A 14,924-nucleotide genomic window follows, 5' to 3' on the forward strand; every position below is an offset into this window, starting at 1 on the left:
TCCTGTGAGGGTCAGCCTGCGAGTTCCGGGAAATCCTCTTCGCGGAAGCTGCCGACGGGTGGCACTTGCGCATTCACTTGCTCGCTCTCGAGTTTGCGCAGCTGGTTGCGCTGGATCTTTCCGGAAATGGTCTTGGGCAGGTCCGCAAACTCGATGCGCCGGATTCGCTTGTAGGGCGCGAGCTGCTCGCGCGCGAAGCGCAGAATGGAAAGGGCGGTGTCGCGACCCGGTTCGGCTCCGGCCCGCAGAACGATGAACGCCTTCGGGATATTCGTGCGGACCGGGTCGGGACTCGGCACCACTGCCGCCTCGGCGACGTCTGAATGTTCAATCAGCACCGACTCGAGCTCGAACGGGCTGATGCGGTAGCCCGACGCTTTGAACACGTCGTCGGCGCGGCCGACGTAGGTGATGTAGCCGTCTGCATCGCGCGACGCGACGTCGCCGGTGTGATAGTGCCCGTCACGCATCGCTTCGGCGGTTTTTTCTTCGTCGCCGAAGTAAGCCTGCATCAGCCCGAGCGGACGTCGCGCGAGGTCGATGCAGATTTCGCCCTCGTCAGCCGGCCGACCGTCAGCGTCGAGCAGCACGATCGGAAAACCGGGCAGCGGACGCCCCATGCTGCCGGGCTTGATCGGAACGCCCGGCGGATTGCCAATTTGGCAGGTCGTCTCGGTCTGGCCGAAGCCGTCGCGGATGTCGAGGCTCCAGGCCTTGCGAACCTGCTCGATTACTTCCGGGTTGAGCGGCTCGCCGGCACCGAACAGCTCGCGCAACTGCACCGGCGTGGCCGCCAGGTCCTCCTGGATCAGCATGCGCCAGACAGTCGGTGGCGCGCACAGCGTCGTCACGCGCTGATCGACCAGCAGCTTCAGCAGTTCGCGGGCGCTGAAGCGTGCGTAGTTGTAGACGAGCACGCAGGCGCCGGCATTCCACGGGCCGAAGAAGCAGCTCCAGGCGTGCTTGGCCCAGCCGGGTGACGAGATGTTCAGATGGATGTCACCCGGACGCACGCCCATCCAGTACATCGTCGACAGGTGGCCGACCGGATAACTCTGGTGGGTATGGAGAACGAGCTTAGGCTTGGTCGTCGTGCCCGAGGTGAAATACAGCAGCAATGGGTCCGTGGCGAGCGTCGAACCATCGGGCGTAAAAGCCGTCGGCGCATCGAAGCTGTCCTGGAACGGCTGCCAGCCAACCGCAGCACCGACGACGATGCGAGTGATGCCCTCACCCAGCTGTTCCATCCGGGGGACCACGTCAGCAGCACAAATGACGTGCCTTACATGGCCACGCTGCACCCGGTCGTGCAGATCGGCCGGTGACAGCAGCGTAGTCGTCGGCACCATCACTGCGCCGATCTTCATCAGTGCGAGCATCGATTCCCAGAGTTCCTTCTGGTTGCCGAGCATCAGCAGGACCCGGTCACCCCGCTTGATGCCGAGATGGACCAGCCAGTTGGCAAGCTGGTTCGAGCGCGCGGAAAGCTCGGCGAAGCTGAAGCGTTCGCTGGAGCCGTCTTCCTGGACGATGGCAAGCGCGCAGGCGTCATTGCCGCGCGCGATCACGTCGAAGTGATCGAGGGCCCAGTTGAAGCGTTCGAGCTGCGGCCACGCGAAGCCGGCGCAGGCCGCGGCATCGTCGCCGCGGTTCGCCAGCAGGAATTCCCGTGCGGCGTGAAAGGTGCTGGTCGGTGTGGTCATCTTCGTCGTGCGCGTCAGTCGGTGATGACCGGGGTCTGAAATACACGCTCGCCGGTGTGGCTCGGAAAGCCACCCCGCACCGCGCCGGGCCGACGGTCGCGGTAGATCGCGTTCATCGAATCGTTCAAGGCGCGGCTGTTCGGCACCGAGAGCCAGAGCCGGATCAGGTGGCGCTTGCGGTCCGCATCGTCGTGGTCCTCGAACTCGGTGCGCGAGTGGTACATGACATGGTTGTTCATGAACTGCATGTCGCCCGGCTCGAACATCATCTCGCCGTAGAAGCGCGGGCTGTTGGCAAGCGCCTGGACCGCCTCGATCGCCTCGCGCTGGCGCGGCTGCAATGGTGGCGCTTCGGGAAACAGCGCCGCATCGACCGAGTAGCCGATCACGTGCTGCGGGATGAATCGCGACGACAGCTTGCCCTGTTCCCTCGAAAACATCGGCTGCAGGTACCAACCCTGCTCGCCCGGGCCTTCCTGCCCTTTCCAGCTCATCGGGAACGGCTGATAAAGCGCGTCGAGCAGATCCGGTCGGGTGCGGGCGATCTCGTCGTGGATCGCCATCGAACTGCAAAAGCGGCTCAGGCCGCCGGACTTGGCCACGCGCAGCACCATCAGGCAGACCACGTCGCAGGTGTCGGCATGGAACTCGAGGTGCTGGCTCGACATGTAGCCGCGCCCCTTCTTGGCGAAGGTATCGACGCCAAAGTCGCGCACGTCGCCCAGCATGTCGCCACGGTTGCTCTGGGTGACCGCGGTGCCGAGATGCAGGCCCATGCCCCAGTAGAGCAGGCGCATGTCGTCCTTGGTGTACCTGTCGGCTGGCAGACCGCGCAGCACGCAGAAACCGAGGCCGTCTTCGAGTTCGGACAAGACGCGGTCGAACGTGGCGCGGAGCGCATCCAGCGGGAAGTTCTCGCGAGTCAGATCGCCGAGTCCGAGGCCAGCACACTTGGCAGCAGCGATCGCGCGATCCACCGCCTCGAGCTCGGCGGCGGAAAAGTAGCAGATCCACCGGGAGGTGTCGTGGAGGTCCTTCGCAAGCCATCCTTTCTGCGCTGTCATGAGATGTCTCCAGTCGATGTCATCTTGGTGTTATTGCAGGCACAATCGAGGCAGTCGACAGGACCGTTCGTTCTGTCGTTCGTTAACTATATTGTAGACAAAACAGATATGTTGTCAACGGAAGTCGATGCGGGTGCGGATGAGGGGCGTGTGCTGACCGACCACGTCGTGGAAAAACTCGAAAAGCTCATCCTCGGCGGCCGCTACCAGCCCGGCGAGAAGCTTCGGGAACAGCTGCTGGCCGAGGAGCTCGGGGTAAGCCGGGGCCCGCTACGAGAGGCGATCCGCACGCTCGAGGGTCGGCGCTTGCTCGAGCGCACGCCGCGCGCCGGCGTGCAGGTGGTCGGCGTGTCGCTGGCCGATCTGGAGCAGATCCTCGTTGCGCGCGAGGCGCTGGAAGGCATGGCGGCGCGCCAGGCGGCGGAGAACATGACGGTTGCGGAGGTGAATGCATTGCGGCAGTCCGTGCTGGCGCTAGAAAACCGACCGCAGGACGCTCCCAGCGCCGTTTTCGAGGCCGGACCCGATAACGACTTCCATCGGCTGATCGCGAGAGGGAGCCGCAATCGGTGGCTCGAAAATCTGCTGGTAAAGGATGTCTACTCGCTGCTGCGGCTGTACCGGATGCAGGTCGCGCGGCGTGACGACGTGGCCGACAGCCTGGCCGAGCACCACGTCATCATCGACCACATCCATGCGCGAGACGGCGAGGGTGCGGAAGCTGCGATGCGCGCGCATTTGCGACGTTCGCGCGCTCGCATGCTGCAAGCCGCCTCTTCGTGATCAGGTGGCAACCGGCTCTAGCAGTCGGGTCAGCGTATTGACGTCGGCAATCGATTCGAGGCCGTCGAGCCGATCGAACAGATCGTGCAGGCGGTCGCGAGGCAGCAGACGTTCGCCGCAGTCCTCGAATTTGGTCCACATCTCTTCACGCGACATCGCCGACTTGCCGCCACGCCCGACGAGTTGCTCGATTCGCCGCGACAGGCGCTTGCCGTTGCGCAGGCTCACCACCACTTCCGCGCCCCATTGCTCCTCGGCATCGTCGGCCATGTCGGGGTGAGGCCGTGCCCGGGTGATTTCCAGCAGCCGGCGAACCTCGGCCTCTTCGTGCGCCGCACCTTCGAAGTGCCGCAGGCGTACCGCGCCGTCGAGCAGTGCCCGCACGGTCGCGTACTGCACGCTGAACTTCGCTTCCAGAGAGGATTGCGGCCATGGGTTGTCTGTATGGCGCAGACGTCGTGCATGTGGAAGCACGTCGATGCCGGCGACGTCGCTCGCCCGAAGTCCCTCCTCGCGGACGAGACGCAGCATCATCGCGATCGCCGGATGGGTGCTTCCGCAACATGGGAACTGCTTGAGCGCGATGGTCTCGCCTTCGATCTCGAGTGGACTCGCCCAGTCTGCAAACAGTCTGTCAGTGTCGAAGGTGCCGGGACCGTTGAAGACGTTCAGAAAGCCCTGATGGTGTTCGAGTGCCGATTCGTTTGCATCGAATCCTCGTGCAGCGAGCAATGCGGCCAGCAGGCCATTGCGGCCGCAGTGCCCGGCATGAAACGGCTTCACCATGGTCCCGAAATTCGCCTTCAGGCCCGAAGCGAGCGATGCGGCGATGGCCAGCGCGGTCGCCGTCTGCCCGACGTCGAGCCGCATCAGGTGAGCCACCGCGGCGGCAGCGCCGAAGGTGCCGATGGTCGATGTCGGATGCCAACCCTTGTCGTAGTGGTGGAAGCCGAGCGCACGCGCCATGCGGATCTGGACCTCGACCCCGGCGATGTACGACACCAGCAAATCCCGGCCTGAAAGCGCATGCTCCTCTCCAAGCGCCATCAGTGCAGGCATCAGCGGCACGGTGTGGTGGCCACCCATGATGCTGCTGAAATCGTCGTAGTCCAGCGCATGGGCCGAGGTGCCGTTGACCAGCGCGGCATCCAGCGCGCTGGTGCGCAGCGTTGTACCGAGTACCAGCGACCGGCCTGGCGCAGTGGCAATTCCGGGCGTACGCAGCAGCACCTGTGTGGCCGGCTCGACGCATCCGGCAAGACTGACGCCCACCGCGTCGATCAGGCACATCTTGGCCTGGGACAGTGCCAGCGGCGTGACGGCATCGGCACCGATGCCATGGATCAGTTCGGCCAGGCGGCGCGTCAGCGCCGCGGGGTTCGAAGCGGACACGGCGTGCTCAATTCAGATTGATATTCCGGTCTGCGATCACCTTGGCCCAACTGGCAGACTCACTTTCCATGAAACTGGCCAGTTCTTCCGGAGTGGACGGCTTCGGCACCAACTTATGGGTTGCGAAGGCGGCAATGACTTCGGGCGTCGCCATGACCGCCACGAGTTCGGCATTCCAGCGCTTGACCAGTGCCGGAGGCGTCTTTGCCGGCAGCACGAATGCATACCAGTTCGTCGCATTGAATCCCTTGAACCCGGACTCCGCGATCGTAGGCACGGCGGGCATTTCGCTTGTTCGCTCGAGGCCTGTGGTCGCCAGCGCAACCACCTGCTTCGACTCGAGGAAGGGTTGCGCAGACGATGGCGTGGCGTAGTAGGCCGTGACCTGACCACCCAGCAATGCGTGCAGTGCCGGTGCGCCGCCCTGGTACGGCACGTGCAGGATGTCCACCCCGGCTCGCTGGTTGAACATCTCGCCGGCCAGATGCGAAGCCGTTCCCACGCCGCCCGAGGCGAAGCTGACCTTCTTCGGATCCTTCTTCGCCAGATCGATGAATTCCTGCAGCGTGCGCACGCCGAGATCAGACTTGACGACAAGGGTGTTCGGGAACGACACCGCCAGCGAAACGGGCGCCATGTCGCGCGGGTTGTAGTTCAGCTTCATCAGACGCGGGTTGATCACCAGCGAGCCGATGGTGCCGAGCAGCAGCGTGGAGCCATCCGGTTCTGCCTGGTAAACCTGTTGCTGTGCGATGTTCCCGCCGGCACCGGGACGGTTCTGGACAACCACCGTCTGTCCAAGCCGCTGGCCCAGATGCTGGGCAACGATTCTCGCGATCGTGTCGATGGCACCACCGGGCGCGAAGCCAACGACCAGATTGATGGTCTTCTTGGGCAATGCGTCCTGGGCGTACGCTGCGCCGGCGCCGAGCATCGGCAACAGCGCCACGACGGCGAGCAGGGCGCGGGGAAAGTGTCGACGTGTCAGCATGTCTTCCTCCAGTTCATCTTGTAGACAATGTAAGTTTATTGTCGACTTATGAAAACCGGGTTTGCACTGATCTGCTTAGCGCGCCGGACCCGCGGAGTGACGGTCGCCGGGGTTAGTGAGGTATCGCAATCACTCAGCGCGGACTCGGCTGATCGTGCTGTGCCCAACTGGATGACCGGTGCTGCCGGCTGGGTCGCGCGGGTTGCAAATGACGGAAGCCCTGTACCGCCACGACCTGTGGATTAGTGGTTTTGCCCCTCCCGGCGCCGCTCAGCTCCGCTGCAGCCGCTTCACCGCTGCCTCGTCCCATTCGATGCCGTTGCCCGGCCGATCGGGCACGACCACGGTGCCGTCGCGCACCTCGAACGGCGCAGCGAGGAACGGATGCGCCCAGTCGCGCCATTCGCACCAGTCGGCGGTTTCGGTGACGCGCAGCAGGTGGGCGCTGACCTCGGGGTACAGGTGGCTGGACATCGGCAGGCCGGCGGCGCCGGCGATCGCCGCGCAGCGCATCCAGCCGGTGACGCCGCCGATGCGCATCAGGTCCGGCATGTACAGGTCGGCCGCCTGCGCCTGCACGGCACGCCAGAAGCCGCGCGGACCATAGATGTTCTCGCCGATCTGGATCGGTGTCTTCAGCTCGCGGGCCAGTTGCGCAGAGCCTTCGAGGTCGTCGAACTGGATCGGCTCCTCGAACCATTGCAGCCCCTGGTCGTCGAGCGCGTGCAGCCGCAGCAGCGCCTCGCCGCGATCCAGTGCCTGGTTGAAATCCGACATCAGCCGAATATCGGGCCCGATCGCCTCGCGCACGATCTGCACCGCCTGCAGGTCCGCTGCCAAGGTCTTGCGGCCAAAACGCATCTTGATCGCACCGAACCCTTCGTCGACCAGCGAACGCGCCTCGGCGGCCAGCTCATCGGGTGGCAGCAGCCACAGGCCGTTCGTGTTGTAGGCACGCACCGGGCCGACGCTGCCGCCGAGGCTGACCGCCAGCGGCTGGCTCTGCGCCTTCGCGAAGGCATCCCAGATCGCCATGTCGAGCCCGGCAGCGGCGATCAGGCTGACGCCTTCGCGGCCGTGCAGGTTCAGTGCCTGCACGCTGCTGCGGTAAGCGTCGACTGGCGCCAGCGGCACACCGTGCAGCTTTTCTGCCGCCGCCTCGATCGCCGGCACGATGTAGCGCGCCGAACCGAGCACATAGGGCTCGAGGTAGGCGCGGCCGACGACGCCCTCGTTGGTCTGCAGGTCGATCAGGATGAACGGCCATTCGGTGAAGCGGCCGACGACCGGATTCGAGACGATCGGCCGGCGCAGCGGTGCAACAACGACGCGCAACTGCAGGCTGTGCAGGGTCAGGCGGGGAGCGGCGGTGGCGGGCATGGCAGGGATGGAGTGGCGTGCGGGCAGCTACCTTGGCGTGGGAAATTCGGGCTGTCAAGCCATTGTTCGGAGCGCCTTTCCACGACGGCTGCAACGAGATCGCGCCACGGTTTCGGCAGCGCGCAGCCGCGAATCCCCTGGCAAACGTCAGGCCTACGTATTACCCACCATGCACGGGCGCGGAAAACCGCCAGAATCCGCCCGCCGGGAAATCCCGGTGCGCCGTTCAATGTTTTTTCTTCTGGTAGACCTCTCATGAAAAAGCTCCTCCTCGCCACCGCACTTGCCGTGGGTTTCACCTCTGCGATGGCCGACTATCCGGACAAGCCGATCAACCTCGTTGTTCCGTTCGCCGCCGGCGGCCCGACCGACAAGGTGGCGCGTGACCTCGCCGAATCGATGCGCAAGCCGATGAACGGCCAGTCAATCGTGATCGAGAACGTCGGCGGTGCCGGCGGCACGCTCGGCGCCGCGAAGGTCGCGAAGGCGAAGAACGACGGCTATACGCTGCTGCTCGCCCACATCGGCATGTCCACCGCGCCGGCGCTGTACCGCTCGCTGCCGTACAAGACGCTCGAGGACTTCGAGTATGTCGGCATGGTCAACGAGGTGCCGATGACGCTGATCGGCCGTCCGACGCTGCCGGCCAACAATTTCGCCGAGCTGAAGGCGTGGATGGAAGCCAACAAGGGCAAGATCAACCTGGCCAACGCCGGTCTCGGCGCTGCGTCGCACCTGTGCGGTCTGCTGTTCCAGCAGGCGATGGGCATCGACATGACGACCGTTCCGTACAAGGGCACGGCGCCGGCAATGACCGACCTGATCGGTGGCCAGGTCGACATCATGTGCGACCAGACGACCAACACGACCGGCCACATCGAGTCCGGCAAGGTCAAGGCGTTTGCGGTGACGACGCCGAAGCGGCTGTCGACGCCCGCGCTGGCGAAGCTGCCGACGCTCGACGAACTGGGCCTGAAGGGCTTCAACGTCAGCATCTGGCACGGCGTCTATGCGCCGAAGGGCACGCCGAAGCCGGTTCTCGACAAGGTCAACGAGGCGCTGCGCGTCGCTCTGAAGGATCCGGAATTCCAGAAGCGGCAGGAAGCGCTCGGCGCGGTGCTGGTCACCGACGCACGTCTCGGTGGCGCAGAGCACAAGAAGTTCGTCGAGGCCGAGATCAACAAGTGGGGCCCGGCGATCAAGGCCGCCGGCCAGTACGCCGACTGATCTGCTCGTCGAGCAGCCGGAAGTCCGGCAACAGCAGCAGCCCTTCGGGGCTGCTTTTTTTTTGCCTAGGCGCCCAGGCTGCGGGCCTGGAAACGCTGCAGACTCCTCGCCGCCTGCGCGCGCACCCTGGACCGCAGCCACGGCGTCCAGCCGAGCAGCGCGCCGGGCAGGCCGAGTGCCTGCCGCGCCCAGGCGTGGAAATCGAAGCGGTCGCAATGCCGCGCGATCAGGTCGGCCGCGTCGAACTCGAATTCGGCATCGATGCGGTTGTGCACCAGCCGGCCGGTGGCGCCGAACAGATAGTGCGCTTCCCAGTGCGCGCTGTGGTCGGTGATCGCGCTGGCCTCGAGCCGCCAATGCGCCATCCCGTCGGCCCGCGTTGCCTCGCACAACATCCGCCACATCGCGCCGATCTGCTCGGCACCCTGCAGCGAGAACACCTCGTCATCGAAGCGCGCATCGGCGGCATAACAGCCCTGCATCGCTGCCGCGTCGAGGTGTTCGAAGGCGCGATAAAAGCCTTCGATCCTCGCGCGGCGCGCCTCGTTCATCCCCGACCGGACCAGCTGACCGCGGCCATGTCATTGGCAAAGATCGGCGAGCTGTTCCACAGCCCGCTCAGGCCCTTGCGGAATACCGCGACCTGCGCCGGGTTCCAGATGTAGCCGTTGACCGAATCCTCGGCCAGCTGGCGCTGGATGTCGGTCCACAACTTGGCTTTGGTTTTCGGGTCGCTGGTCTCGGCCAGCTTGGCGACCATGTCGCGGAATTTCGCGCTGTCGTAGCCGAAGTAGTAGTCGGGGTTCGCGTACGCCGTCGCGTAGTCGAGCGGCTCGACGTGGTTGATGATCGTCAGGTCGAAATTGCCCTTGAACGGCCCGCTCAACCACTGCGCCCATTCGACGTTCTCGATCTTCGCGTTGATGCCGACCTTGGCCAGTTGCGCCGCGATGATTTCGCCACCCTTGCGCGCATACGGTGGCGGCGGCAGCGTCAGCGTCACATTCAGCGGCGTCGTGACGCCGGCTTCGCGCAGCAGCGCCTTCGCCTTCTCGACATCGTGCGGGTACATCTTCGTCAGGTCGACATAACCGGCATCGGTCGGCGCGAAGTGGCTGCCGATCGGTTTGCCGAGACCTTCCTGCGCGCCGTCGATGAATGCCTGGCGGTCGATCGCATGGGCAATCGCACGGCGCACCCGGACGTCGTTGAACGGCGCCTTCTTGTTGTTGATCGACAGGATGCCCTTGCCGGCGGTATTGCCGACCTCGACGGTGAAACGCTTGTCGGCCTGGAACTGCTTCAGCGACTGCAGCGCGGCAAACCGCGGCATGCCATCGATGTCGCCGGCCAGCAGCGCAGCGACCTGCGCTGCCGCGTCGTTGATGAAGCGGAACACCACCTTCTTGATCTTCACCTTGTCGGCATGCCGATAGCCGTCCCATTTGACCAGCGTCACCGAGGTGCCCTTGTTCCAGGTGTCGACGAGGTAGGGGCCGGTGCCGACCGGTTTCGTCGCCGCGCTGGCAACCGAATTCGGATGCAGGATCACCGCGGTGTTTTCGCCCATCCGGAACGGCAGCAGCGCATCGGCCTTGTTCAGCACCAGGATCACCGTGTGTGCATCGGGTGTCGCGACGCTCGAGATGTTGTCGAAGACGGCCTTGCGCGCCTTGTTCGTGCTGTCGGGCGCCTTCGCGCGGTCGAAACTGAATTTCACCGTGCTGGCATCGAAGGCCGCACCGTCGGAGAACTTGATGCCCTTCTTCAGCTTGAAGGTATAGGTCTTGCCGTCCGGCGCCATCGTCCAGCTCTCGGCGAGCAGCGGCGTCACCTTGCCGTCCATCTCGATCTTCGTCAGCCCCTCGAGCACGTTGTAGTGAACGATCTCGCCGATCGCCGCGGCCGGCGCCGAAGTCGGATCGAGACCCGGCGGCTCGAGCACCATGCCGAGCACGACGGTGTCCTTGCGCGACTGCGCAAATGCGGCCGGCAGCGCAGCGGCCAGCGGCGCGCCGGCCAGCAGGGCGTTCAGGGTGCGGCGGGAAATGGTCATCGATCTCTCCAGTGGATGGGACAAACAAATGGTTTCGCGCCGGCCTGCCCATGGATGCGCTGGCTACGGCTTGGCCGACAAGGAGCGAGTTTAGGGCTGATCGAATGGCGTCCGATCAGGGCCGGCGAAACCGGGACGTCGTCATTCGGCCGAGGCCGTGTGGAAACTCGGTTTTCCGATCACCTGAGCAGACCAACGCGATGGCCAGGCGGCAATCTCTGAACTTGCCCCGCGCGAAGAACTTTTAGGTGAGGGCGGGCGCCCTATGCCCTCATCGCTGCGATCAGCGGCCCAGTGCCGAGGATCTTGATCATCCGCTTTAGGTTGTAGGCCAGAACCTGCAAGCTCATCTCGGTTTTCACGCGAGGCAGCGTACGGCTCAGGAAATGACTCGATCCCATCCAGGCCTTGAGCGTTCCGAACACATGCTCGACGGTCTGCCTTCGTTGCTTCATGGCTTCGGGCGCGCGCTCCAGCCGTTCTTGAACGACATCTAGGATGTCGTCGTGCTCCCAGCGGGCGATACGGCGATTCTTGCTCGTCGTGCACTGTGGCTTCATCGGGCACTGTGGGCAGTCTGACGACCAATACTTGTGCAGGATCTTGCCCCTCTCCTCGGATGTAAACCTGTGGATGGCAATCCGCCCGGCCGGGCACCGGTATTCGTCTTTCTCGCCGTCGTAGACGAAATCCCGCTTGTCGAAGAGCCCGTCGGCCAGGTTGTTCGAAGTCATCGGCTTGGGAACGACTGCGGCCACACCCGAGCGCTCGCACTCCAGGATCTCGTAGCCTTCGTAATACCCGCGATCGGCCAGCGCAATCAGCTTGTCCTCGCCGGTGGCTGCCTTGGCAAGCTTGGCCATGTTCGCCAGTTGGTCCCTGTCATGGCCAACGTTGGTGACCTCGTGGGCCACGATCAGGTGGTGCTTGGCATCCACGACCGTCTGGACGTTGTAGCCCACCACGCCAGTGCCTCGGCCGCTGGTGGCCATCGAGCGTGCATCCGGATCGGTCAACGAGATCTGCCCGTCCTCGGACACCTTCATTTGCTCACCGATCGCCTCCAGCGCCTTCATCTGCTGCTTGACCTTGGTGATCTTCTCCTTGAGGTGCGCAACTCGGCCAGGCAGAACGGCCGTGGCATCACGGTCGGCGCGGTCGAGCTCAACCAGGTAGCGCTTGATGCTGCTTTCGAGTTGTTCGATTCGCGCCTGAAGCTTGCGGTCGGTGAAGTTCTTGTCGCGGCTGTTGACCGCTTTGAACTTGCTGCCATCAATGGCGACGACGCCGTCGGTGAAGAGCTTCATCCGGCGGCAAAGCAGAACGAACTCCTTGCAGACTTTGCCGATGGCATCACCGTTGTCACGGCGGAAGTCGGCGATGGTCTTGAAGTCCGGCGCCAAGCGCCCGGTCAGCCAGATGAGTTCGAGATTGCGCTGTGCTTCGGTCTCCAGGCGTCGGCTCGACTGCACACGGTTGAGGTAGCCGTAGACATAGATCTTGAGCAGCGTCGCCGGGCTGTACCCCGGCCGACCCGTCTCTGCAGGATTGGCACGATCGAAGCCCAGCTTCCTCAGATCTAGTTCGTCGACGAAGACATCGATGACGCGAACCGTGTTGTCCTCATGAATCCAGTCATCCAGTTGCTCGGGGAAGAGGACGCTCTGCGTTCGGTCTTGGCCTTCGACGTATCGCCCCATCGATCACTCCTGTCGTCGCTACTGGAGATATGACACAACTGGTGCCGAAGAGTTTCCACACAGCCTCGGCCCGGAGCGGCCGCTGATTTCGCTGGCTGGGCTGACTTTGTGGGAAGGGCTTCAGCCCCGATTCGGGGTGGTGGAATAAGCCTGGGTCGCATTCGACGACCGAGCGGCGCGGCAGGCGGCACCCGGTCGTGGCTCATGATGCGGCGGTCCTCGCTGGCGCTCGGACTGCGCTGCGATGCTCGGTCCAGGGTCGCGCGGCGGAACTCGCTACGTTCGCTGCGCTCACTGCGCTCGGACAACCGCCGCGAGCATGTTTGTTGATGCTCGCTGCGCTCGCCGACCCTGAACCTCCGCTTCTCGCCGCCGCATAAATCGCCCCGCCCGGGCACCGCCTGCCGCGCAGTTACGCTGGTGAACTTCGTCGAAGTCCTCGGTGCTGCCGCAAAGGCGTGGGCGGGTGGCTGCTGGCGCGCATATGCGCAGCCGAGAAGCGCAGGGCTTGTGGCCCGCGAGCGCAGCGAGCATCAACAACTGGCTTGTCGCGGACTGTTTGCGTAACGAGCGAAGCGAGTGCAGCGAGTTTCCGCGACGGGCCACAAGACCGAGCATCGCAGGGAACCCGAGCGCCCGGCGCGAGGGCAAGCATCTAAGCGCAAGCGGCCGCCCGACCGCGCCTTTGCTTTCGCCTGTGCCTGACGATTCGCAGTCGTGCAAGATCCCGAAGCGGGGCTGAAGCCCCTCCCACAAAAGTCACCCACCGCCAAGCGGCCAACGGCCGCGAATGATGAGGTCATTTACCGGCCCGCGGCCCCAGCCCCGGTATCGCATCGAGCAGTCGCCGCGTATAGGGGTGTTGCGGCGCACGGAACAGCTGCGCCGGGCTGCCACGTTCGACGACGAGGCCTTCGTTCAGCACGATCACCTCGTCGCAGACCAGGTCGACGACCGCGAGGTCGTGGCTGATGAACAGGTAGCTGATGCCGAACTGGTCCTGCAGGTCTTGCATCAGGTTCAGCACCTGGGCCTGCACGCTGACGTCGAGTGCGCTGACCGGTTCATCGGCAACGATCAGCCGCGGCCGGGTGATCAGCGCGCGTGCAATCGCAATCCGCTGGCGCTGGCCGCCGCTGAATTCATGCGGGTATTTGGCGAGGTCGCCGCTGCCGAGGCCGACTGCGGCCAGTGCCTCGACCGCGCGTTCGCGCTGCTCGGCCCGGCTCGCGCCGAGCAGCACCGCGAGCGGCTCGGCGACCGTCTGCATCACGGTGCGACGTGGATCGAGGCTGCCGAATGGATCCTGGAAAACCATCTGCAATTTGGCTCGGCTGCGACGCAGTTCGGCGGCGCCGAGCCGGTGCAGATCGACGCCGTCGAGCAGCACCCGGCCGGAATCGGGTTTTTCGAGTGCCATCACCAACCGCGCCAGCGTGCTTTTGCCCGACCCCGATTCGCCGACGATGCCGAGGCTGCGGCCGGCCTGCAGGCTGAAATCGACGCCGCGCAGCGCCTTCACCTCGGGTGCAGCCGACAGCAGCGTCTGCCGCGGCAGGCGGTAGGTCTTGCCGAGGTTTTCGACGGTCAGCAGCGCGGTGCTCATCGATGTCACGACTCGTGGACGCGCAGGCAGCGGGCGACGTGTGCCGTTCCCACCACCACCGGCCCCGGCAATGCAGTTCGGCAGGCGTCGATGACGCGCGGGCAACGGTCGGCAAACGGGCAGCCGGCCGGCATTTCGTCGAGTGTCGGCACGCGGCCGGGGATCGTCGCCAGCCGGGTGCCGCGGGCCAGCCCGAGCCGCGGCCGCGCGGCGAACAGGCCGCGCGTATACGGATGGGCCAGGCGTTCGAATACCTCGGCGGCCGGGCCGCTTTCGACCACCGTGCCGCCGTACATCACCAGCAGCCGCTGCACGCTGTCGGCCATCACGCCGAGGTCATGACTGATCAGCAGCAGCGCCATGCCGCGTTCGCCTTCCTCGCGCACCAGTTCCTGGATCAGGTCGAGCACCTCGCGCTGTATCGTCACGTCGAGCGCGGTGGTCGGCTCGTCGGCCACCAGCAGGTCAGGGCCGCAGGCCAGCGCGATCGCGATCACGACACGTTGCCGCTGGCCGCCGGACAGCTGGTGCGGCCAGGCATCGAGCCGTTGCCGCGCCTGTGGCAGCTTGACCCGTTCGAGCAGCCGCAAGGCCTCGGCCCGCGCTGCCGCGCCGGTCAAGCCCTTGTGCAGCCGCAGCGATTCGCCGATCTGCCGGCCGACCGTGTGCAACGGGTTCAGCGCAGTCATCGGTTCCTGGAACACCATGCCGATGCGGTTGCCGCGCAGCCTGCACCAGGCCGCTTCGTCGAGCGTCGTCAGTTCGCGGCCCGCAAAGCGGATCGATCCGGAGGTCGTTGCACCGTCGGGCAGCAGTCCCATCAATGCCAGCGCGGTGATGCTCTTGCCGCAGCCCGATTCGCCGATCAGGCCAAGCGTCTGGCCGCGGTCGATCTCGAACGAGACACCGCGCAAGGCCTCGTGGATGCCCCGTGCGGTGTGCAGGCCGACCCGCAGGTCCGCGACTTCGAGCAGCGGCGCAGACCGGTTGGCGGCAATCGACGAATGGTTGCTCATCGTCGC

General features: G+C 65.0%; 12 protein-coding genes. 2 read left to right on the top strand and 10 right to left on the bottom strand.

Annotated features, from left to right (window positions below):
* Positions 1 to 11: 11 nt before the first annotated feature.
* Complete coding sequence (locus ACNH6H_RS17280; RefSeq protein ID WP_418319396.1) at positions 12 to 1,703, bottom strand: AMP-binding protein; 1,692 nt, start codon at positions 1,701 to 1,703, stop codon at positions 12 to 14.
* A 14-nt stretch (positions 1,704 to 1,717) separates the two neighbouring features.
* Positions 1,718 to 2,575 (bottom strand): TauD/TfdA family dioxygenase, encoded by an 858-nt coding sequence (locus tag ACNH6H_RS17285; protein WP_418319398.1) that lies wholly within the window; start codon positions 2,573 to 2,575, stop codon positions 1,718 to 1,720.
* On the opposite strand from ACNH6H_RS17285, the gene ACNH6H_RS17290 reads away from it, so the two are divergent.
* The gene (locus ACNH6H_RS17290) at positions 2,468 to 3,550 is read left to right on the top strand and encodes a GntR family transcriptional regulator (protein ID WP_418319399.1); all 1,083 of its coding nucleotides are present in this window, start codon (positions 2,468 to 2,470) and stop codon (positions 3,548 to 3,550) included. The genes ACNH6H_RS17285 and ACNH6H_RS17290 overlap by 108 nt on opposite strands.
* Here ACNH6H_RS17290 and ACNH6H_RS17295 read toward each other — a convergent pair whose 3' ends face one another.
* The 3 genes from ACNH6H_RS17295 to ACNH6H_RS17305 form a co-directional block, all read right to left on the bottom strand.
* Entirely contained in the window at positions 3,551 to 4,942 is a 1,392-nt protein-coding gene (locus ACNH6H_RS17295; protein ID WP_418319401.1) for an MmgE/PrpD family protein, read from the bottom strand.
* A gap of 7 nt (positions 4,943 to 4,949) precedes the next feature.
* A complete protein-coding gene (locus ACNH6H_RS17300) occupies positions 4,950 to 5,933 on the bottom strand; it encodes a Bug family tripartite tricarboxylate transporter substrate binding protein (protein WP_418319402.1) in 984 nt (327 codons plus the stop codon).
* A gap of 270 nt (positions 5,934 to 6,203) precedes the next feature.
* The gene (locus ACNH6H_RS17305) at positions 6,204 to 7,313 is read right to left on the bottom strand and encodes an enolase C-terminal domain-like protein (RefSeq protein WP_418319404.1); all 1,110 of its coding nucleotides are present in this window, start codon (positions 7,311 to 7,313) and stop codon (positions 6,204 to 6,206) included.
* 255 nt (positions 7,314 to 7,568) lie between these two features.
* Here ACNH6H_RS17305 and ACNH6H_RS17310 point away from each other — a divergent pair, with 255 nt between their 5' ends.
* Entirely contained in the window at positions 7,569 to 8,540 is a 972-nt protein-coding gene (locus ACNH6H_RS17310; RefSeq protein WP_418319405.1) for a tripartite tricarboxylate transporter substrate-binding protein, read from the top strand.
* A 65-nt stretch (positions 8,541 to 8,605) separates the two neighbouring features.
* On the opposite strand, the gene ACNH6H_RS17315 is transcribed toward ACNH6H_RS17310, so the two are convergent.
* The 5 genes from ACNH6H_RS17315 to ACNH6H_RS17335 form a co-directional block, all read right to left on the bottom strand.
* A complete protein-coding gene (locus ACNH6H_RS17315) occupies positions 8,606 to 9,091 on the bottom strand; it encodes a nuclear transport factor 2 family protein (protein ID WP_418319406.1) in 486 nt (161 codons plus the stop codon).
* Positions 9,088 to 10,596 carry an ABC transporter substrate-binding protein gene (locus ACNH6H_RS17320; RefSeq protein ID WP_418319407.1) on the bottom strand — a complete coding sequence of 503 codons (1,509 nt, stop codon included), beginning with the start codon at positions 10,594 to 10,596 and terminating at the stop codon, positions 9,088 to 9,090. The genes ACNH6H_RS17315 and ACNH6H_RS17320 overlap by 4 nt, the downstream gene beginning before the upstream one ends.
* A gap of 263 nt (positions 10,597 to 10,859) precedes the next feature.
* Positions 10,860 to 12,296 carry an IS1182 family transposase gene (locus tag ACNH6H_RS17325; protein ID WP_418315762.1) on the bottom strand — a complete coding sequence of 479 codons (1,437 nt, stop codon included), beginning with the start codon at positions 12,294 to 12,296 and terminating at the stop codon, positions 10,860 to 10,862.
* A gap of 799 nt (positions 12,297 to 13,095) precedes the next feature.
* Entirely contained in the window at positions 13,096 to 13,902 is an 807-nt protein-coding gene (locus ACNH6H_RS17330) for an ATP-binding cassette domain-containing protein (protein WP_418319409.1), read from the bottom strand.
* A 5-nt stretch (positions 13,903 to 13,907) separates the two neighbouring features.
* Positions 13,908 to 14,918 (bottom strand): ABC transporter ATP-binding protein, encoded by a 1,011-nt coding sequence (locus ACNH6H_RS17335; protein WP_418319410.1) that lies wholly within the window; start codon positions 14,916 to 14,918, stop codon positions 13,908 to 13,910.
* Between the last annotated feature and the right edge of the window lie 6 nt (positions 14,919 to 14,924).

It is taken from the genome of Pseudideonella sakaiensis (genome assembly GCF_048320135.1).
In the GTDB taxonomy this organism is placed as follows: Bacteria; Pseudomonadota; Gammaproteobacteria; order Burkholderiales; family Burkholderiaceae_C; genus Ideonella_A; species Ideonella_A sakaiensis_A.